Annotated in this window: 20 protein-coding genes; 18 read left to right on the top strand and 2 right to left on the bottom strand. The window is 67.0% G+C overall.

Going from position 1 to position 18739, the window contains the following annotated elements; all coding sequences use genetic code 11:
* Window positions 1-339 precede the first annotated feature (339 nt).
* Together FQK05_RS24110 and irrA are read right to left on the bottom strand one after the other, a co-directional pair.
* A complete protein-coding gene (locus tag FQK05_RS24110) occupies window positions 340-1146 on the bottom strand; it encodes a phytanoyl-CoA dioxygenase family protein (RefSeq protein ID WP_158971810.1) in 807 nt (268 codons plus the stop codon).
* 39 nt (window positions 1147-1185) lie between these two features.
* Window positions 1186-1596, bottom strand: a complete 411-nt coding sequence (irrA, locus tag FQK05_RS24105; protein ID WP_233270661.1) for an iron response transcriptional regulator IrrA — start codon at window positions 1594-1596, stop codon at window positions 1186-1188.
* Between the two features lie 602 nt (window positions 1597-2198).
* Here irrA and fabA point away from each other — a divergent pair.
* The 18 genes from fabA (at window position 2199) to FQK05_RS24015 (ending at window position 18619) form a co-directional block, all read left to right on the top strand.
* Window positions 2199-2714 (top strand): bifunctional 3-hydroxydecanoyl-ACP dehydratase/trans-2-decenoyl-ACP isomerase, encoded by a 516-nt coding sequence (gene fabA / locus FQK05_RS24100; protein ID WP_158971808.1) that lies wholly within the window; start codon window positions 2199-2201, stop codon window positions 2712-2714.
* 74 nt (window positions 2715-2788) lie between these two features.
* On the top strand, window positions 2789-4018 hold the full coding sequence (fabB, locus tag FQK05_RS24095) for a beta-ketoacyl-ACP synthase I (RefSeq protein ID WP_158971806.1): 1230 nt from the start codon (window positions 2789-2791) through the stop codon (window positions 4016-4018).
* Between the two features lie 8 nt (window positions 4019-4026).
* On the top strand, window positions 4027-4818 hold the full coding sequence (locus FQK05_RS24090; protein ID WP_158971804.1) for an enoyl-ACP reductase FabI: 792 nt from the start codon (window positions 4027-4029) through the stop codon (window positions 4816-4818).
* A 261-nt stretch (window positions 4819-5079) separates the two neighbouring features.
* A complete protein-coding gene (locus tag FQK05_RS24085; protein ID WP_158971802.1) occupies window positions 5080-5766 on the top strand; it encodes a haloacid dehalogenase type II in 687 nt (228 codons plus the stop codon).
* A gap of 30 nt (window positions 5767-5796) precedes the next feature.
* Window positions 5797-6627: an alpha/beta fold hydrolase gene (locus FQK05_RS24080; RefSeq protein WP_158971800.1), complete on the top strand. Its 831-nt coding sequence runs from the start codon at window positions 5797-5799 to the stop codon at window positions 6625-6627.
* Window positions 6624-7601 carry a threonine ammonia-lyase gene (locus FQK05_RS24075; protein WP_158971798.1) on the top strand — a complete coding sequence of 326 codons (978 nt, stop codon included), beginning with the start codon at window positions 6624-6626 and terminating at the stop codon, window positions 7599-7601. Before FQK05_RS24080 ends, FQK05_RS24075 begins: the two co-directional genes overlap by 4 nt.
* Before the next feature lie 184 nt (window positions 7602-7785).
* Complete coding sequence (gene pcaD, locus FQK05_RS24070; protein ID WP_158971796.1) at window positions 7786-8574, top strand: 3-oxoadipate enol-lactonase; 789 nt, start codon at window positions 7786-7788, stop codon at window positions 8572-8574.
* Window positions 8567-8947, top strand: coding sequence for a 4-carboxymuconolactone decarboxylase (pcaC, locus tag FQK05_RS24065; protein ID WP_158971794.1), 381 nt, complete (start codon window positions 8567-8569; stop codon window positions 8945-8947). The genes pcaD and pcaC overlap by 8 nt, the downstream gene beginning before the upstream one ends.
* Window positions 8944-9654: a protocatechuate 3,4-dioxygenase subunit beta gene (pcaH, locus tag FQK05_RS24060; RefSeq protein WP_158971792.1), complete on the top strand. Its 711-nt coding sequence runs from the start codon at window positions 8944-8946 to the stop codon at window positions 9652-9654. Before pcaC ends, pcaH begins: the two co-directional genes overlap by 4 nt.
* A gap of 1 nt (window position 9655) precedes the next feature.
* Window positions 9656-10222 carry a protocatechuate 3,4-dioxygenase subunit alpha gene (gene pcaG, locus FQK05_RS24055; protein WP_158971790.1) on the top strand — a complete coding sequence of 189 codons (567 nt, stop codon included), beginning with the start codon at window positions 9656-9658 and terminating at the stop codon, window positions 10220-10222.
* A complete protein-coding gene (locus FQK05_RS24050; protein WP_158971788.1) occupies window positions 10223-10939 on the top strand; it encodes an alpha/beta fold hydrolase in 717 nt (238 codons plus the stop codon).
* A gap of 22 nt (window positions 10940-10961) precedes the next feature.
* Window positions 10962-12296 (top strand): class-II fumarase/aspartase family protein, encoded by a 1335-nt coding sequence (locus tag FQK05_RS24045; protein ID WP_158971786.1) that lies wholly within the window; start codon window positions 10962-10964, stop codon window positions 12294-12296.
* A gap of 20 nt (window positions 12297-12316) precedes the next feature.
* Window positions 12317-13516, top strand: a complete 1200-nt coding sequence (locus FQK05_RS24040) for a TCR/Tet family MFS transporter (RefSeq protein ID WP_158971784.1) — start codon at window positions 12317-12319, stop codon at window positions 13514-13516.
* Between the two features lie 84 nt (window positions 13517-13600).
* Window positions 13601-14686, top strand: a complete 1086-nt coding sequence (locus FQK05_RS24035; protein WP_158971782.1) for a Zn-dependent alcohol dehydrogenase — start codon at window positions 13601-13603, stop codon at window positions 14684-14686.
* A gap of 62 nt (window positions 14687-14748) precedes the next feature.
* Window positions 14749-15288 (top strand): chloramphenicol phosphotransferase CPT family protein, encoded by a 540-nt coding sequence (locus tag FQK05_RS24030; RefSeq protein WP_158971780.1) that lies wholly within the window; start codon window positions 14749-14751, stop codon window positions 15286-15288.
* A 230-nt stretch (window positions 15289-15518) separates the two neighbouring features.
* Window positions 15519-16757 (top strand): mandelate racemase/muconate lactonizing enzyme family protein, encoded by a 1239-nt coding sequence (locus FQK05_RS24025; protein ID WP_158971778.1) that lies wholly within the window; start codon window positions 15519-15521, stop codon window positions 16755-16757.
* A gap of 126 nt (window positions 16758-16883) precedes the next feature.
* Window positions 16884-17168: an ArsR/SmtB family transcription factor gene (locus FQK05_RS24020; RefSeq protein ID WP_158971820.1), complete on the top strand. Its 285-nt coding sequence runs from the start codon at window positions 16884-16886 to the stop codon at window positions 17166-17168.
* Window positions 17165-18619 (top strand): amidase, encoded by a 1455-nt coding sequence (locus FQK05_RS24015; RefSeq protein ID WP_158971776.1) that lies wholly within the window; start codon window positions 17165-17167, stop codon window positions 18617-18619. The genes FQK05_RS24020 and FQK05_RS24015 overlap by 4 nt, the downstream gene beginning before the upstream one ends.
* Window positions 18620-18739: the final 120 nt, after the last annotated feature.

Here is an 18739-nt window from a genome sequence, read left to right as displayed (position 1 = left end):
AGTCCACCAGGGCATCCGCCCCAGCGCCCCAGGCGCCCGTCCGGATCCGCTCCGATCCGCCCCGTCAGCGCCTCAGCGCCGCCGGTGAGGGGCTATTTACGGATCACACCAACAACCCGCAAGGGCTTTCTTTCAGAAATCCGACTTTTTTGCGTTTCCCCCTCGTCAGCTTGCACTCGCTGCCGAAAAATTGGTGCTTTCCGTGAACTTAACCACAAAATGTAGATTCAGGGCACGGGGCAGAAAACTCTCGGAAAATCGACTGGGTCGGAATCGGTGGGTCGGAAGGTGCTCGATCCGGTGAATCGGCCGGAGGCACGGACCAGATCCGGACCCGAGTCAGCCCGAGCTGCGGTCGAAGATCGTGGGGAACCAGTCTTCGCGCAGCCGTTCGCCGGCGCGCATCCCATGCCCGGGGAATGGCGGAGAGGTGCGGCCAGGGCGATCGGCATAGACCGCATCATCCCCGACGAAGCGGACAGAGAACGCCCGGCGTCGGTTCGCACTGGTATTGCCGCGGGCGCCGTGCAGCGTGCGGAAGTGGAAGGCCACCGCATCGCCGGGCGCCATGGGCCAGGCGCGGATGTCCATGCCTTCGGCTTCCGGGTCCGGAACTGGGCGATACAGATCGGGATCCGGGAAGAAGGCGGATTCGGTCACCCACCGGGTGGGCAGCACGTCCTTTTCCCAAAGATGAGATCCGGCCACGCAGCGCAGCGATGCCTCGTCCACCGGATCCAGCGGCGACCAGAAACTGACTGTCTGACGGCCTTCGACAAAGTAATAGGGGCCATCCTGGTGCCAGGGCGTGGCCATCGACGTGCCGGGCTCCTTGACCAGCACATGATCGTGGAAGACCTGCACCCGGTCCGATCCCATAAGGTCGGCCGCGACTTCGGCCGCGGGGCCGTTCAGTATCGCGTCCGAGAATTCCCGGATCCGGGTCCAGTTGCAGTAGTCGTCGAAGAAGCGGCCCGTCTCCCCTGCCCGTTCGTTCTCGGACGCATAGGGGCTAGGGTGGCACAGGTTCTTCTCGATCCCTTGCCGCAGGCTGTCGACTCGGTCGGCAAACAGGCCCCTGACCAGGACCACGCCATCACGCTGGAACGTTTCGATATCGTCGGGGGTCAGCAAGGGGTGCGGCATGGGTCGACGTTCCGGTCCCGCTTTCCCTGTCACCCGCGCTCAGGTGCGCCGCAGGCGGATAACCACGTCTACAGACGCGATTTCTGCCCCGTCGGGGGCATCGGGCAGGCGGGCGATCACCAGCTGGTCGGCCGGGGCATCGGTCAGGACGCCCTGATCCTCCCAGTAGAAGTGGGGGTGGTCATAGGTATTGGTGTCGAAATAGCTCTTGGATCCGTCGACCGTGACTTCCTGCATCAGCCCCACGTCGCAGAAGGCCCTTAGAGTATTGTATACGGTGGCGAGCGAAACCGAAGCGCCGGCAGACTTTGCCGACTCGAACAGGCTTTCGGCGGTGACATGACGATGGTTGCCGTCGCCGATCAGAAGACGCGCCAGGGACAGGCGCTGACGGGTCGGGCGCAAGCCGACCTTGCCCAGCCAGACGGTGGCGCGCTGGTCTTCGGTCACGCGGTCCCTGGCACTGTCAGGACCAAGACCGTGATCGCGGTCGAAATCGATGTCGTCGCGGGGGGTCATCAATGCCTCGACCCGCGAAACGGGCCGGGACGCGCTGTCGGCAGGTCGAACCGCGATCCGATCCGGAACCGCCCTGTCCCGGTCGAGTTCCAGAGCGCCTGTCGCCTGTGCTGCCTGTGCCGGGGTACGCCCTGCCATGATGCGGATCCGCTTGCTTCGTTTCCGGCGACGAAATCATCGAATGCCGGATGTGGCTTGCGACACGCTGGCCGCCTTTCCGGGGAATATAGGAAAGAAAGTTGCCCCTTTTCAATGGATATTCCGAAATCGCCCTGATCCGCGCAATTTTGCATCGGATTCGCCCCATCGGGATGCGGCGCGGGATCCCGGCGGATGACCTGTGGCCGCCCGCTCCCCTTGCAGGGCCATGAAGGGCGGTGCTAGAGGGGGGCAAATCGAAAAATGGCCTCGGACCCGTTGTCATTGGCGCCATGCGCCTCATGTCATCGAGGTCGCCGGCGGCCGGATGCAAGGGAAGCGGGACACCGCGCCGGGACACCCGGACGAACCCCAACGACAGGAGACGCGCCACGATGGGCCAGTTCCCCGATAGCTTCGACAAGGATGCCCTTCTGGCTTGTGCCCGCGGGGAACTCTTCGGACCGGGCAATGCGCAATTGCCGGAACCCCCGATGCTGATGATGGATCGCATCACCGAGGTGAGCGCGGATGGCGGCGAGAACGGCAAAGGCCACATAGTGGCCGAGCTGGATATCACGCCGGACCTGTGGTTCTTCCCCTGCCACTTTCCCGGGAACGAGGTGATGCCGGGCTGCCTGATGCTGGACGGGCTGTGGCAACTGACCGGCTTCAACCTGGGCTGGCGCGGCTGGCAGGGCCAGGGTTTCGCCCTGGGCGTCGGCGAAGTGAAGCTGTCGGGCATGATCCGTCCCGACCGCAAGCTGGTCCGGTATGAAGTCAACTTTACCCGGGTGATCGACCGCAGGCTGAAGATGGGCGTGGCCGATGGCCGGGTCAGCGCGGACGGCGAAACCGTCTGCGAGGTCAAGGACATGAAGGTTGGGCTGTCTGCCCCGGCCACAAGCTGATATGACATCGGGGACTTGACCAGACGGGCCAATACCCGATCTGATTGACATCTGAGAGGACAAGGGAGGCGCCGATGCGCCGCGTCGTGGTAACCGGGCTGGGCATCGTCTCGTCCATCGGAAACAATGCCGGAGAAGTGCTGGAGTCCCTGAAGACCGGGTTCTGCGGCATCCGCGCCAATGCCGAGATGGCCGAACACGGCTTTCGCAGCCGGGTGGCCGGCATGCTGAACATCGACATCACCGAACACGTGGAAAAGCGCCTGCTGCGCTTCATGGGACCGGGCGCAGCCTATGCCCATATCGCCATGCAGCAGGCCATCGCCGATGCCGGGCTGGAAGAAGGCGACATCGTCAATCCCCGCACCGGTCTGGTGGCGGGGTCCGGCGGGCCGTCGACCTCGGCCCTGTTCCAGGCGCACCAGACGGTGCTGGAAAAGGGCGCGCCCAAGCGGATCGGCCCCTTCGCGGTGCCGAAATGCATGTCGTCCACGATCTCGGCCAACCTGGCGACGGCGTTCAAGATCAAAGGTATCAACTATTCCATCACCTCGGCCTGCTCGACCTCGCTGCACTGCATCGGCAATGCGGCGGAACAGATCATGATGGGTAAACAGGACGTGATGTTCGCCGGCGGCGGCGAAGAACTCGACTGGACCCTGTCCTGCCTCTTCGACGCCATGGGCGCGATGTCATCCAAGTACAACGACACCCCCGAAAAGGCGAGCCGCGCCTTCGATGCGGGCCGCGACGGCTTCGTCATCTCGGGCGGCGGCGGCATCCTGGTCCTTGAAGAGCTGGAACACGCCAAGGCCCGCGGGGCCAGGATCTATGCCGAAGTCACCGGTTTCGGTGCTACCTCGGATGGACACGACATGGTGGCACCGTCCGGCGAAGGCGGCGAACGGGCCATGCGTCTGGCGCTGGCGACCCTGCCGGAAGGCCGCAAGGTCAGCTATATCAACGCGCACGGCACCTCGACCCCCGTTGGCGACGTGGGCGAAGTTGAATCGGTGCGCCGGATCTGGGGCGAAGGCTCAACCCCGCCGATCAGTTCGACCAAGTCGATGACCGGCCATGCGCAGGGTGCGGCCGGCGCTCTGGAGGCGATCTTCTGCCTTCTGATGCTGCAGGGCGACTTCATCGCACCTTCCATCAATGTCGAGACGCTGGACCCGGCGCTCAAACCTTCCGAGATCGCACTGGCACTCAAGGAAGGCGCGGCGCTGGACAGCGTGATGACCAACAGTTTCGGCTTCGGCGGAACCAACGGATCGATGATCCTTTCGAAATACAGGGACTGAGCCAGGCCATGTCGGACAGCTTGAAGGGAAAGCGTGGCCTGGTCATGGGCGTTGCTAATGACCGGTCGATCGCATGGGGCATTGCCAAGGCCCTGCACGAAGCCGGCGCCGAGCTGGCGTTCAGCTATCAGGGCGAGGCCTTCGGCAAGCGGGTCCAACCGCTGGCCGCGTCGGTCGGTTCCGACCTGCTGCTGGACGTGGACGTGACCGATGACGCCTCGCTGGACGCGGCCTTTGCCGCGCTGGCGGACAAATGGCCGACCATCGACTTCGTCGTCCATGCCATCGCGTTCTCGGACAAGTCCGAACTGACGGGCCGATTCCTCAACACCAGCCGGGCCAACTTCAAGCATTCGATGGAAATCAGCGCATACTCGTTCATCGAGGTGGCGCGCCGCGCCTACCCGCTGATGCAGGAGAACGGCGGTTCGCTGATCACCCTGACCTACCAGGGGTCGAACCGGGTCGTGCCGAACTACAACGTCATGGGCGTGGCCAAGGCCGCGCTGGAATCGGCGACGCGCTACCTGGCGAACGACCTGGGCCCCGACGGGATCCGGGTGAACGCGATTTCCCCGGGCCCGATGCGGACCCTGGCCGGCGCGGCCATCGGCGGTGCGCGCAAGACCTATCGCCATACCGACCTGAACGCGCCGCTGCGCAAAAACGCGACGCTGGAAGCGGTGGGCGGCACGGCCGTCTACCTGGTCTCCGAGGCGGGGGCCTGCACCACGGGCGAGATTATCCGTGTCGACGGCGGTTTCCACGTGCTGGGCATGCCGCAGCCGGACCACCTCTGACCTTTCAGAGTTCCGGAGCGCAGCGGGGCCCTTCGGGCCTTGCGCCGCGCTGACGCGCGTCGCCAAATGCCAACGTTGTCCGCCGGCGGGCACTGTCCTCCCCCACCACCCGATCCAAACGCGCCCTGCGGGCGGTTGCTGCGCGCCGGCCCTCGGCTGCGTCTGCCTCGGCACTTGTGCCCGGACCGGGGGTTGGGCACTGTGCGGCCATCACCCGTTCGGCAGACCCATCCCCCAACGGGCCCGACAGGAAGGACCGGCATGGCCATCACCACCTGCGTCTTCGATGCCTATGGCACCCTGTTCGACGTCACTGCCGCCGCGCGCGAGGCCGCGGCAGAGGGCGGCTATCCTGCGCTGGCGGACAAATGGCAGGCCGTCGCGGCGCACTGGCGGCAGAAACAGCTGGGCTATTCCTGGCTGAGGGCCATCACCGGGGCTCATACGGATTTCTGGAACGTCACGCAGGACTCGCTCGACTGGGCGCTGGAGGCGGAAGGGCTAGGCGGCGATGCTGCCCTGCGCCAGCGGCTGCTGGACCTCTATTGGGAGCTTTCGGCCTTCCCGGAAGTGCCCGCAATGCTCGGCGCGCTGAAGGCCGCCGGGCTGCAGACCGCGATCCTGTCCAACGGCTCGCCCGAGATGCTGGAGGGCGCCGTCGCATCGGCCGGGATCGGCGATGTGCTGGACGATGTGCTTTCGGTCGAAAGCGTGGGTATCTTCAAACCCGATGCACGGGTCTATGACCTGGTGGGCCAGCGATTCGGCTGCGCGAGGGACGAGGTTCTGTTCGTGTCCTCCAACGGCTGGGACGCCGCGGCGGCGGCCGGATACGGCTTTGCCACCGCCTGGGTGAACCGCGGGGGCGACCCCGTCGACCGCCTGCCCTGGACACCCGACCGGATCCTGACCGACCTGTCCTCGATCCCCGATATCGCCCAGATCTGAACAGCCCTTCCCAATCCGACGAGACCCAAGATGGCCGATTTCACCACTTCCGACGGGCTGCGCCTGTACTATGAGATCCACGGCCAGGGGCAGCCGCTGCTGTGCCTGCCGGGGCTGACGCGGAACTGCCGCGACTTCGACTTCCTGCTACCGCATATGGCGGATGTGCAGGTGATCGCGCTGGACCTGCGGGGGCGGGGCAAATCGGCCTTCGATCCGGACTACCTGAACTATAACGTCCTGCGCGAAGGGCACGACGTGGTGGAACTGCTGGACCATCTGGGCCTGGACAAGGTCACGGTGCTGGGAACCTCGCGCGGGGGGTTGGTGGCCATGGCCGTCGCCGCCGGTCACGGCGACCGGCTTGCGGGCGTGATCCTGAACGACGTGGGGCCAGAAGTCGGGCCAGCAGGCATCGCCCGGATCATGGCCTATCTGGGCGAAAAGCCTGCACAGACCGACTATGACGGCTGGGCCAGGGCCGCTCTGGAAGCCACGGCGAAGGAGTTTCCCGGCGTGCCCCTGGACGTCTGGCGGCACCAGGCCGAAGCACAGTTCATCGAGACCGGAACCGGCCTGGACCTGCGGTATGACGCCCACCTGCGCACGGCGATCCTGGAACAGGCGGCGGCCGGAACGGCGCCCGACATGTGGCTGTTCTTCGAACGACTGCGTGCCGTCCCCACCGGCGTGATCCGGGGCGCAAATTCCGACATCCTGTCGCCGGATACGCTGGCCAGGATGCAGGAGCGCCACCCCGGCCTGATCGCGGCGGAAGTTCAAGACCGCGGCCACCCGCCCTTCCTGGACGAGGCCGAATCCCTCTCCATCATCCGCACCATCCTGGAGACCGCACGTTGACCACCCTTGCGATGATCGAGGCAGCCGCCGGCCGGCTGAAGGGGCGCGCCCGACGCACGCCCCTGCTGAATTCCCCTTTCCTGGACGAGATCGCAGGCCGCCCGGTCTGGGTGAAGCCCGAATGCCTGCAGCACACCGGCAGCTTCAAGTTCCGCGGCGGCTGGTCTGCCGTGTCCGCGCTGGAGCCGGACATCCGCGCCCGGGGCGTCCTGGCCTATTCCAGCGGCAACCACGCACAGGGCGTGGCCTTCGCCGCCAAGGGGCATGGCGTTCCGGCGGTGATCATCATGCCCTCGGACGCGCCGGCGCTGAAGATCGACAATACCCGCGCGCTGGGGGCCGAAGTCGTGTTGTACGACCGTGCCAACGAAAGCCGCGAGGCCATCGGCGTGACGCTGGCCGAGGAACGCGGCCTGACCCTGATCAAGCCCTATGACGAACCGCTGGTCATCGCGGGCCAGGGCACCGTGGGGCTGGAGATCGCCGAACAGGCGGCCGAGGCCGGGATCACCCATGCCGACGTTCTGGTCCCCTGCGGCGGCGGCGGGCTGACCGCGGGCATCGCCCTGGCGCTGGAGGCAAAGGCCCCGTCGCTTCGGGTGCGACCGGCGGAACCCGAAGGCTTTGACGACACGCTCCGGTCGCTGGAAAGCGGGACGAAGCAGGCCAACGAACGCCTCTCCGGCAGCCTGTGCGACGCGATCCTGACGCCCGAACCCGGCGACATAACCTTTCCCATCACAAGCCGCCTGTGCGGCCCGGGGCTGGCGGTCAGCGACGAAGACGCGCTGTACGCCGTGGCGCAGGCCTTCCTGCGGCTGAAGATCGTGGCCGAACCGGGCGGCGCCGTGGCCCTGGCGGCCGCCCTTCTGCGGCCCCACCAGATCGATGCACCGGCTGTGATCGCCGTCGTCTCCGGCGGGAATGTCGATCCGGCAGTCTTTGCCCGCGCGCTGGAAAAGCTGGACGTCTGACCCCGTCCCGCACCTTCCCGGCCGGGGGCGAAGCCCCTGAAGTCCGGCCACGTCCAGCGCCCCGCCGGGCAACTAGTTTGAAATACCAACGGTTGACAACTCAACCAGTTTCTGCGCGCTATGGCGTCACTCGGGCACGGCCCGCGCGCGGAGGAGCCGCAGCAACGCACCGAGGGAGGAAGGAATGAATATCGTCGATCTGGGCGACGTCAGGCTGCACTATCGGGTCGATGGCGATCCCGACGGGGCGCCGGTCGTCTTTGCCAATTCGCTGGGCACCGACCTGCGCCTGTGGGACCAGGTGCTGCCGCTGCTGCCCACGGGTCTGAAGCTGGTGCGCTATGACAAGCGCGGACACGGGCTGTCGTCGCTGCCGGCCGCGCCCTACAAGATGGGCCAGCTGGTCAGCGACATCGAACGGTTGATGGACCATCTGGCCCTGAAGGACGCGCTGTTCGTGGGCCTGTCCATCGGCGGCATGATCGCCCAAGGGATCGCCGTGAAACGCCCCGACCTTGTGCGCGCCTTGGTCCTGTCGAATACCGGTGCCAAGATCGGCACCAAGGAGATGTGGGACACCCGCGTCGCCGCCGTGAATGAATCGGGCATCGAGCCGATGGCCGATGCGGTGATGGAACGCTGGTTCTCGCCCGCGTTCCGGGAAACCCCGGAACTGGAAGCCTGGCGCAACATGCTGATCCGCCAGCCGGCCGCCGGCTACTCCGGCTGTTCCTCCGCAATCGCGGGCACGGATTTCTACACGCCGACCGCGAGCCTGCGGCTGCCCGCGCTGGGGATCGCGGGCGACGTGGACGGGTCCACCCCGCCGGACCTGGTGCGTGAAACCATCGACCTGATCCCGGGATCCAAATTCGAGATCATCCGCGGTACCGGCCACCTGCCTTGTGTCGAAGACCCCGAAGCCTATGCCCGGATCCTGACGACATTCATCAAGGAGATCGGCCATGTCTGACGCCTTCGACCGCGGGATGAAAACCCGCCGATCGGTTCTGGGCGACGCCCATGTCGACCGGGCCGAGGCCGCCAAGACGCCATTCGATACGCCGTTTCAGACGCTGATCACCGAAGGCGCCTGGGGCACGGTCTGGTCGTCCGACGCGATCACCCGGCGGGAACGGTCGATGCTGACCCTGGCGCTTCTGGCCGCCATGGGGAACTTCGACGAAATCCCGATGCATATCCGCGCCACCGCCAATACCGGCGCGACCAAGGAAGACGTGATGGAGGTGTTCCAGCACGTGGCCATCTACTGCGGTGTGCCGAAGGCCAATCATGCGATCAAGCTGGCCAAAGCCGCCTATGCCGAAATGGAGGAGGATCAATGACACTTCATCCCCGTACACGCGACCAGCACCCGCCGGCCTATGCGCCCGGGTACAAGACCAGCGTGCCGCGCAGCCCGAAACAGGCGCTGCTTGCCATGGGCGCCACGGCGACCGAACAGACCGGGCCGGTCTTCGGGCATTCGATGCTGGGCGAGCTGGACAGCAACCTGATCCTGAACTTCACGGGCGAACCGGCCGTGGGCGAACGCATCGTCGTCTACGGCCGCGTGCTGGACGAAAACGGCCGCCCGGTGCCGAATGCGCTGGTCGAGGTCTGGCAGGCCAATGCCGGCGGGCGCTATCGCCACAAGAAGGACGGCTATCTTGCCCCGCTCGACCCCAATTTCGGCGGTTGCGGCCGCGTCCTGACGGGCGAGGACGGGTCCTATGAATTCCTGACCGTCAAGCCCGGCGCCTATCCCTGGCCCAACGGTCCCAACGACTGGCGCCCGGCGCACATCCACTATTCGCTGTGCGGGCCCAGCTTCGGCCAGCGGCTGATCACCCAGATGTATTTCGAAGGCGATCCGCTGATCGCGCGATGCCCGATCGCGAACACCATCGCCAACAAGGCCGATCTGGACCGGCTGGTCGCGCCGCTCGACATGAACCGGGCGCGGCCGCTCGATTTCCTGGCCTACAAGTTCGACATCGTGCTGCGCGGCAACCGCCAGACCATGTTCGAAAACAAGCCGGAGGGGATGTAAGATGGTCCAGCCGCTCGAATACCTGAAGGAAACGCCGTCCCAGACCGCGGGCCCTTATGTCCACATCGGGACCACGCCGAACTTCATCGGCAACGCAGGCATCTACCCCGAGGATCTGGGCCTGAAGCCCTTCCCGGATGATGTCGCGGGCGAAAAGATCAAGGTTACCGGTATCGTCTATGACGGCACCGGCACACCCCTGCGCGACGTGCTGCTGGAAAGCTGGCAGGCCGATGCGTCGGGCACCTATGGCCCCGGCATCCAGGGCTGGGCGCGTCTGCCCGCGAACCAGGACACCGGCGTCTGGACGCTGGAAACCGTCAAGCCCGGTGCGGTGGGCAAGATGGCGCCCCATATCGCCCTGTGGATCGTGGCCCGCGGCATCAATGTCGGGCTGCAGACCCGGATGTATTTCGATGGCGACGACCTGACGACCGATCCGGTCCTGGCGCGGATCGAGCACAAGATCCGCGTCCCCACACTGATCGCGAAAAGCGACGGTCCCGGTAGCTGGCGGTTCGACATTCATCTACAAGGGGACGGAGAAACCATTTTCTTCGACATGTAGATGACCGATATCCTTCTGATCCACGGCGCCTGCCACGGCGCTTGGTGCTGGGCCGATCTGATCCCGGAGCTTGAGGCCCTGGGTCACGCGGCCCGCGCCATCGACCTTCCCGGCATGGGCGCGGATCGGACCTCGATATCCGACATAACACTGGCATCCACCGCGCAGGCCGTGGTGGATGCAGCCACGCCGGACACGCTGGTCGTCGGCCACAGCTGGGGCGGCATGGTCATCGGCGAGGCCGCGGGCATGGCCCCGGGCGGCATGGCCGGGCTGGTGCTGCTGGCCGCCTACGTGCCGCAGCCGGGCCTGTCCCTGAAGAACCTCCGCGATCTCAGCCCCTGGCCCGCGTCCGCGGCCAAGTTGATCGTGTCCGAGGATCGCCGCAGCGTGTCCTTCCCGCGCGAGGCTGCGGCCGGACTTTTCTACGGCACCTGCCGGCCTTCGGCACGGGAATACGCGCTGGACCGCCTGTGCCCGCAGCCAGCCAGCCCACAGTCCGAACCGGCCACGCTGGGCGCGGGCTGGGACGCCACGCCCAAGCATTTCATTATGACGCTGCAGGACCGGACCATCGTGACCGACTACCAGCGCCAGATGGTGGCCGACTGGCCCGCCGGGACGGTACACGATATCGACACCGACCATTCCCCCTTCCTGTCCGATCCCGCGGGGCTTGCCGCGATACTCGACCGGATCGCCCGGGGCCTGGACTGACCACCCCTTCGAAAGGAACGACATGGCCGGATCGGTCTTCGACAGTGCGCTTTTCGCGGATCTGTTCCCCACGGGCGACGTGGGCCCCCTGTTCACCGATGCGGCCGAGGTTGCGGGGATGTTGCAGGCTGAAGGCGCCCTGTCCGCCGCGCAGGGCGCCCTGGACGTGATTCCCCCAGACAGCGCCGCCGTCCTGGCCCGGGCCGCCGAAACCGTCACGCTGGACCCCGCCGCGCTGGCCCGGGCCACCGGCACCAATGGCGTCAGCGTTCCGGCTCTGGTTTCGGCCTTCCGGGCGGCCGTGGGCGACGATGACCATGCCCAATATGCCCACTGGGGCGCCACCTCTCAGGACATCATCGACACCGGCCTGATGCTGCGCCTGAAGATGGGGCTGCAGGTCTTCGAAGACGACCTGAAATCCATCCTGACCCGCCTGTCTTCGCTGGCGGAAGACCACGCCGACACCCCTATGGCCGCCCGCACCTATGGCCAACACGCGACGCCCACCACCTTCGGCGCGGTCGTGGCGCTGTGGGGCATGCCGCTGGTAGGCCTGCTGCAGGAACTGCCCGCGCTGCGGTCCCAATGCCTGTTGGTCTCCCTGTCCGGCGCCGCCGGCACCGCCTCGGCCCTCGGTCCGAAGGCGGCGGAGATCCGGGCGCACATGGCCACGTCCCTCGGCCTGGCCGACCCCGGCCGCAGCTGGCACACCGACCGCACCCCGGTCCTGAAGATCGCCGACTGGCTGTCCCGGGTCACGCTGGCGCTGGCCAAGATGGGCGAGGATGTCGTGGCCCACATGCAGTCGGGCATGGGCGAGGTGAAGCTGGGCGGCGCTGGCGGGTCGTCCACCATGCCGCAGAAGCAGAACCCGGTCGCGGCCTCGGTCCTCGTGGCGCTTGGCCACCAGCAGACGGCGCTGGAAACCGCGCTGCGCGCCGGCGCCGCCGTTCACCGCCACCAGCGGGACGGCGCGGCGTGGTTCACCGAATGGATGTGTCTGCCCCAACTGGTGCTGGGGGCCGCCGCTTCGGTCCGGACCGGCCTGAAACTGGCCGACGATCTCTCCCCCGATCCCGCGCGGATGCGGGCCATCCTCGACGACACGCTGGACCTTCTGTACGCCGAGGCGCTGAGCTTCGCCCTGGCGGGGATCCTTCCCCGCCCCGCAGCACAGGCCGCGGTCAAGGCGCTTTCGCGCGAGGCGCTGGAGACGTCGACGCCGCTCAAGCGCCTCGTGGCCCGCGACTGGCCGGATCTTGACACGGACGCGCTCTTCGACCCACTTGCCCAGGCCGGCACCGCGCCCACCGAGGCACGCGCCTTCGTGAGAGCAGTCTCCGGCCTCTCGTAACACGTCAGCCCGAGGCCCCGGTGCGCCTGCCCATCCTGTTCATCCTGGTCACCGTGGCCATCGACTCGATGGGAATCGGGTTGATCATGCCGGTCATGCCGGATCTGATTCAGGAGGTGCAGGGCGGCACGCTGGGCTCTGCCGCGCTCTGGGGCGGGCTCCTCGCCTCGGGCTTTGCCGTGATGCAGTTCCTGTGCGGCCCCCTGATCGGCAGCCTGTCGGATTCCGTCGGCCGCCGGCCTGTGCTCCTCGTCTCGCTTGCTGCCATGGCCGTCGACTATGTCGTCATGGCCGTCGCAGGCTCCATCTGGCTGCTGCTGGCGGGCCGTATCTTCGGCGGCATCACCTCGTCCACCTATGCCACCGCCGGCGCCTACATGGCCGACATCTCGAAACCGGAAGAAAAAGCCGCCAATTTCGGCCTGATCGGCGCGGCCTTCGGCGTGGGCTTCATCCTGGGCCCGATCATCGGCGGGCTGCTGGGCGCCTACGGCACCCGCGCGCCCTTCATCGCCGCCGCCATCCTGGCCGGGCTCAACACCGTCTTCGGCGCGCTGGTGATGCGGGAAACCGTCACCGACCGCATCCGCCGCCCGTTCTCGTGGTCCCGCGCCAATCCCTTGGGCGCTTTCCGTCACCTGGCCGCCCTGCCCGAGATCCGCACCCTGATGCTGGTCTACTTCCTGTTTTCCATCGCCTTCCACGTCTACCCCTCGGTCTGGGCCTTCTATACCGAGGAACGCTATGGCTGGGGGCCTGGCACCGTCGGTCTGTCGCTGACACTCTACGGGCTGCTTGCCGCCATCGTGCAGGGCGTGCTGATCCGGCCAATCCTGGGCTACTTCGGCGAATGGAAGGCGGTGGTCTTCGGGCTGATGTTCGACATCTCCTCCTTCGTGGCCATCGCGCTGGTGACGAACGGCACCGTGGCGCTGATCCTCACCCCCCTCAGCGCGCTGGGGGGCGCGGCGATGCCGGCCATGCAGGGGATCATGTCCCGAGCCACCCCCGACGACGCGCAGGGAGAGCTTCAGGGCATCATGGCCAGTGCCGCCGCGCTGGCGATGATCGCCTCTCCGCTGATCATGACGACCTCCTTCGCCGCCTTCACCGGGCCAGGGGCGCCGGTCCATTTCCCCGGGATGCCTTTCGTCCTCTCGGCCATCATCGTCGTCGCGGCGCTCCTCACCTTCTTGCGCGCCCGCCCTCTCGCCACGTAACGGCCCGGACCGGCGACCAAAAGTCACTTGCAGCCTGACGTTTGCCAGTCCACGGTTCCGGCGACCAATGGGGGAGGATCCGTCATGCAAACCATCAAGGCCGCCGTCTGCCGCGAGTTCGGCAAGCCGCTCACCATCGAAGACGTGAAACTGGCCGAGCCGGGCCCGGGCCAGGTCGCTGTCGACATGGACGCGGTGGCGATCTGCCATTCCGACATCTCGATGGCCGAAGGCATCTGGGGCGGCTTCCTGCCGGCGATCTACGGCCATGAAGGCGCCGGCCGCATCACCGCCGTGGGCCCCGGCGTCACCAATTTCAAGCCGGGAGACAGTGTCTGCGTCACGCTGCTCGCCACATGCGGCATCTGTCCGCAATGCTCGGCAGGAACGCCGACGCTCTGCCAGAACCGGGTCAGCAGCACGACCGGACCGGTCTTCGACAGCGATGGCAGCCCGATGGAGCACGGCCTGAGTTGCGCCGCCTTCGCCGAGAAGGTGGTGGTGCAGGAACGCCAGATCGTGAAGATCCCCGATGACATGCCGAAGGACGCGGCCAGCCTGATCTCCTGCGGGGTGATCACCGGCGTCGGCGCCGCGGTCCTGACGGCCGACATCCGCCCCGGCCAGGACGTCGTCGTGATCGGTGCCGGCGGTGTGGGCCTGAACGCGATCCAGGGCGCCTATATCGCCGGTGCCCGGCGCATCGTGGCCGTCGACATGCTGCCCGAAAAGCTGGAGGTCGCGAAGGAATTCGGCGCCACCGACGGCATCCTGGCCAGCAACGAGAAGCCCTGGCGCGAGGCCATGGCGGTGATGGGCAAGGGTGCGGACGCGGTCCTTGTCGCCGTCGGTGCCATCCAGGCCTACCAGACCGCGCCCCGTTACCTTGCCCGCGGCGGCAAGATGGTGATCGTGGGCATGCCCGCCGCCGGTGCCAAGGCGGACTATCAGCCGCTGGCGCTGGCCTCGACCATGCAGGGCTACATCGGCTCCTTCATGGGCGGCGTCGTGATCCAGCGCGACATCCCCTGGATGGTCGACCTCTACCAACAAGGGCGGCTGAAACTGGACCAGCTCATCTCGAAGCGCTGGTCGCTGGACCAGATCAACGACGCGATCGCCGACACCAATTCCGGCGCCGCGCGCCGCAACGTGATCATGTTCGACTGACACGGCCACACCTGCGGGGCGGTTCCGGCCGCCCCGTCCATCCCGCGCGCCGGCAGGCCCCGATGCCGTCCCACATCATCTTCCTCCACGGCGCCTCCAGCAGCGGCAAGTCGACCATAGCCCGCGCGCTTCAGGCCCGGATCGAACGGCCGTTCTGGCACATCTCCATCGACCATCTGCGCGATGCCGGCGTCCTGCCGATGGAGCGCTTCCGGAACAACGATTTCCGGTGGGCAGACGCCCGTGCCACCGTCTTCGACGGTTTCCATGCCGCGCTGGCCGCCTGCGCCGATGCCGGCAACGACCTGATCCTGGAACATATCCTGGACACCGATGGCTGGCAGGCCGACCTCACCCGGCTGCTCGAACTGCACAACGTCCTCTTCGTCGCCGTCCACTGCCCGCTGGACCTCCTGGAAACACGCGAGGCCGCCCGCCGCGACCGCCCCGCCGGCAGCACCAGGAAAGACTTCGGGACCATCCATGTCGGCCGCCGCTACGACCTGGAACTCCAGACCCTCGACGGCGTGGACCACAACGTCGACCGCATCCTGGCCGCCTGGCGCAGCCGCAAACGCAACTCGGACTTCAGCGCCCCCTAGGTCGGGCACAATCCCCGACGCCCCACGGCAGAAGCAGGTCGAACCTGCCCCAATTCCCCGACCGCCCCTGCTTCTTCGATCTGCAAATACCTCAGGGGTCCGGGGACAGCGTCCCCGCACCGCCGCAGGCGGTCCTTCCCCCGCCAGACCGGAAAACCTTCCCCATCATCCTTGGTCCGGCGCCGACATTCCGCTACCCCTGTCTCACCACGGAACGGGAGGACACCGTCATGAAGCTCCAGGATCTCGACATCATCGTCACCGCGCCGCCTGCGCCGGGCTGGGGCGGGCGCTACTGGATCTTCGTGAAGGTCACGACGGATACCGGCATCACCGGCTGGGGCGAATGCTATGCCTCGTCCGTCGGCCCCGACGCGATGGTTCACGTGATCCGCGACGTCTTCGACCGCCACATGGCGGGCGAGGATCCGGCCAATATCGAACTGATGTACCGCCGCACCTATTCCGCGGGCTTCACCCAGCGCCCCGACCCGACCGTGATCGGCGCCTTCTCGGGGCTGGAGATCGCCTGCTGGGATATCCTGGGCAAGGATCGCGACTGCCCGGTCCATGCCCTGATCGGCGGCCGGATGAACGACCGGGTCCGGGCCTACAGCTATCTCTACCCGCTGGCGCACCATGACATGGACGCGTTCTGGAATTCGCCCGATATGGCGGCCGAATCCGCGCTCGACTATGTTTCCCGCGGCTTCACGGCGCTGAAATTCGATCCCGCCGGCCCCTACACGATCCGCGGCGGCCACATGCCGGCCATGTCCGACATCTCGCGCTCCACAGCCTTCTGCAAGGCCATCCGCGAGGCAGTGGGCGACCGGGCCGACCTGCTATTCGGCACCCATGGCCAGTTCAATGTCGCCGGCGCCATCCGCATGGGCCAGGCGCTGGAACCCTATTCGCCGCTGTGGTTCGAGGAACCGATCCCCCCGGACAGCCCCGAGGACATGGCCCGCGTGGCCCGCGCTGTCCGCGTGCCGGTCGCGACCGGCGAACGGCTGACTACGGCGGCGGAATTCGGCGCGGTCTTGCGCGCCGGCGCGGCCGAGATCCTGCAACCCGCCCTGGGCCGGGCCGGCGGCATCTGGGAAGGCCGCAAGATCGCCATCCTGGCCCAGGCCTTCACCGCGCAGGTCGCACCGCATCTTTATGCCGGTCCCATCGAATGGGCCGCAAACATCCAGCTGTCGGTCGCGATCCCGAACCTGCTGATCGCCGAAACCATCGAAACCCCGTTCCATGACCGGCTGATCAAGGGCACGATCCGGGTCGAAGGCGGCTATATCCCCGCCCCGACCGCCCCCGGGCTGGGGATCGAGGTGGACGAGGACCTGGCCCGCGCCCATCCCTACAGGGGCACCGGCCTGCACCTGCAGATGCAGGAAGCCCCTTGCGACTATTCCCATGAAAACGCCTTCCAGGGCGGTGCTCCGACGTCGGACTTTATCGAATAAGCCCTGCCGAAGGGGGTGACAGAGACGATACGACTGGCGCATACTGCGCCGATCAAGACCCGCTTGAGACACGAAACCGTGAGCAGTCAACCCGTCCAGGCCCTGTCGCCCGAAGCGCCGACCGACATGGCCGACCGCGCGGCCGATGCGGCCGCCTACCTCAAGACGCTGGCCCATGAAGGCCGGTTGATGATCCTGTGCCATCTCAGCACCGGCGAGCGGTCGGTGGGCGAGCTCGAGGCGCTGCTGTCGATCCGGCAGGCCGCCGTCAGCCAGATGCTGGCCCGTCTGCGGGACGAAGGCCTGGTCGCCACGCGGCGCGACGGCAAGACGATCTACTACTCCCTGGCCGATCGGAACACCGAACAGGTGATCGGCCTGCTTTATTCTCTTTTCTGCGGACCCCGATGACACGACCGAACACTGCCTTTACGGGCCCCGATCTCTGCGCCCTTCCCGCGCGCGAGGTCGTCGATCTTCTGCGCAAGGGCCAGGTTTCCCCGGCCGAGCTGCTGGACGCTTCCGAAGCCCGCACCGCGGCGGTAGAGCCGTCGATCAACGCGATGCCCACCACCTGCTTCGACCGGGCGCGGGCCGACACGGCCAACCTTCCCGACCGAAAGTCGGCCGCCTCAGGCCACCCGGCCTGGCTGGCGGGCCTGCCCCTGTCGATCAAGGACCTGAACCCGGTGGCCGGCGTCCGCACCACCATGGGCAACCCCTATTACGCAAACTGGGTGCCGGAAGAGTCCGACCTGATGGTCGAGCGGCTGGAATCCCGTGGCGGGCTGGTCGTCGGCAAGACCAATACGCCGGAATTCGGCGCCGGCGGCAATTCCACCAACCGCGTGCTGGGCGCGACCCGCAACCCGTGGGACACCCGCATGAATGCCGGCGGATCGTCGGGCGGCGCCGCCGCGTCCGTTTCCGCGGGCGAGGTCTGGCTGGCCCATGGCTCCGATCTCATGGGGTCGATCCGGACGCCGGCCGCACATTGTTCGGTCGTGGGCCTGCGCGCGGCCCCCGGCCGCTGCGGCGGCGGCGGCAAGCACGGGCTGCATCAGGCCGAAGCGATGCAGGGCCCGATGGCCCGTGACGTCCGTGACCTGGCGCTGTTCCTCGACGCGATGACGGGCTGGGACCCGCGTGCGCCGATTTCTCTCGACGCGCCGGCCATACCGTTCCAGACGGCCATGGCCACGCCCCTGGCCAATGCCCCGCGCATCGCCTTCTCGGAAGACCAGAACGGCTTTTCCCCGGTCGAATCGAATGTGCGCGAGGTTCTGCGCACCGCAATGACCGCAGCCCAGGGCGCCGGCGCCATGGTCGAGGATTACTGCCCCGACCTGCCCGGCCTGAACGAGACCTATTCGGCGCTTCGCGGCATGAACTACGGCGTGTCGATGGGGCTGGAACCGGAAGAGATCCAGGCCACCTTTGGCGACCGGCTGCGCAGCAACGTGGCCTATGGCATGAACCAGGACGCGATCGCGATCTATGCCGCGATCCGCAACCGATCGGAACTTTACCGGATCATGCTGTCCTTCTTCGACCGCTACGACGTTCTGGCGATCCCGGTCGTGGGCATCGTCCCCGGCCCGGTCGAGGAGGAATTCCCGAAAGTCATCGCCGGCCAGGAAATCCAGGCCTACGAAACCTGGCTGCGATTCTCGTTCCTGGCAGTCGCGACGCTGCTGCCGGCCCTCGCCTTGCCCGCAGGCTTCACGTCCGAAGGCCTGCCGGTGGGCCTGCAACTGATCGGCCCGCCCCGGGGCGAGGCCAAGCTGCTGCAGATCGGCCTGTTCATCGAGGAAGCCCTGGGCCTGCCCGCAGGTCCCATCGATCCGATCGTCCGCCACTGACGGTCCGGATCCGGTCCGCACTTCCGTCCCGGCGCCGAAACCGCCGGGACATCGTTTCCCACGAGACCTGACATTCTGACGAGAAGCGGGCCGGGGGCCTGCGACGAGACAAGGTCGTGC

The sequence above is a fragment of the Chachezhania sediminis genome, from assembly GCF_009765275.1.
Lineage (GTDB): Bacteria > Pseudomonadota > Alphaproteobacteria > Rhodobacterales > Rhodobacteraceae > Chachezhania > Chachezhania sediminis.
The sequence above is the reverse complement of the archived record's forward strand: the minus strand, read 5'-3'. Positions and strand labels throughout refer to the sequence as shown.

Coding starts and splice junctions, on each gene's coding strand:
- FQK05_RS24110 (WP_158971810.1), bottom strand. CDS start 1,146: ATGCCGCACCCCTTGCTGACCCCCGACGATATCGAAACGTTCCAGCGT.
- fabA (WP_158971808.1), top strand. CDS start 2,199: ATGGGCCAGTTCCCCGATAGCTTCGACAAGGATGCCCTTCTGGCTTGT.
- fabB (WP_158971806.1), top strand. CDS start 2,789: ATGCGCCGCGTCGTGGTAACCGGGCTGGGCATCGTCTCGTCCATCGGA.
- FQK05_RS24090 (WP_158971804.1), top strand. CDS start 4,027: ATGTCGGACAGCTTGAAGGGAAAGCGTGGCCTGGTCATGGGCGTTGCT.
- FQK05_RS24085 (WP_158971802.1), top strand. CDS start 5,080: ATGGCCATCACCACCTGCGTCTTCGATGCCTATGGCACCCTGTTCGAC.
- FQK05_RS24080 (WP_158971800.1), top strand. CDS start 5,797: ATGGCCGATTTCACCACTTCCGACGGGCTGCGCCTGTACTATGAGATC.
- pcaD (WP_158971796.1), top strand. CDS start 7,786: ATGAATATCGTCGATCTGGGCGACGTCAGGCTGCACTATCGGGTCGAT.
- pcaC (WP_158971794.1), top strand. CDS start 8,567: ATGTCTGACGCCTTCGACCGCGGGATGAAAACCCGCCGATCGGTTCTG.
- pcaH (WP_158971792.1), top strand. CDS start 8,944: ATGACACTTCATCCCCGTACACGCGACCAGCACCCGCCGGCCTATGCG.
- pcaG (WP_158971790.1), top strand. CDS start 9,656: ATGGTCCAGCCGCTCGAATACCTGAAGGAAACGCCGTCCCAGACCGCG.
- FQK05_RS24050 (WP_158971788.1), top strand. CDS start 10,223: ATGACCGATATCCTTCTGATCCACGGCGCCTGCCACGGCGCTTGGTGC.
- FQK05_RS24045 (WP_158971786.1), top strand. CDS start 10,962: ATGGCCGGATCGGTCTTCGACAGTGCGCTTTTCGCGGATCTGTTCCCC.
- FQK05_RS24035 (WP_158971782.1), top strand. CDS start 13,601: ATGCAAACCATCAAGGCCGCCGTCTGCCGCGAGTTCGGCAAGCCGCTC.
- FQK05_RS24030 (WP_158971780.1), top strand. CDS start 14,749: ATGCCGTCCCACATCATCTTCCTCCACGGCGCCTCCAGCAGCGGCAAG.
- FQK05_RS24025 (WP_158971778.1), top strand. CDS start 15,519: ATGAAGCTCCAGGATCTCGACATCATCGTCACCGCGCCGCCTGCGCCG.
- FQK05_RS24020 (WP_158971820.1), top strand. CDS start 16,884: ATGGCCGACCGCGCGGCCGATGCGGCCGCCTACCTCAAGACGCTGGCC.
- FQK05_RS24015 (WP_158971776.1), top strand. CDS start 17,165: ATGACACGACCGAACACTGCCTTTACGGGCCCCGATCTCTGCGCCCTT.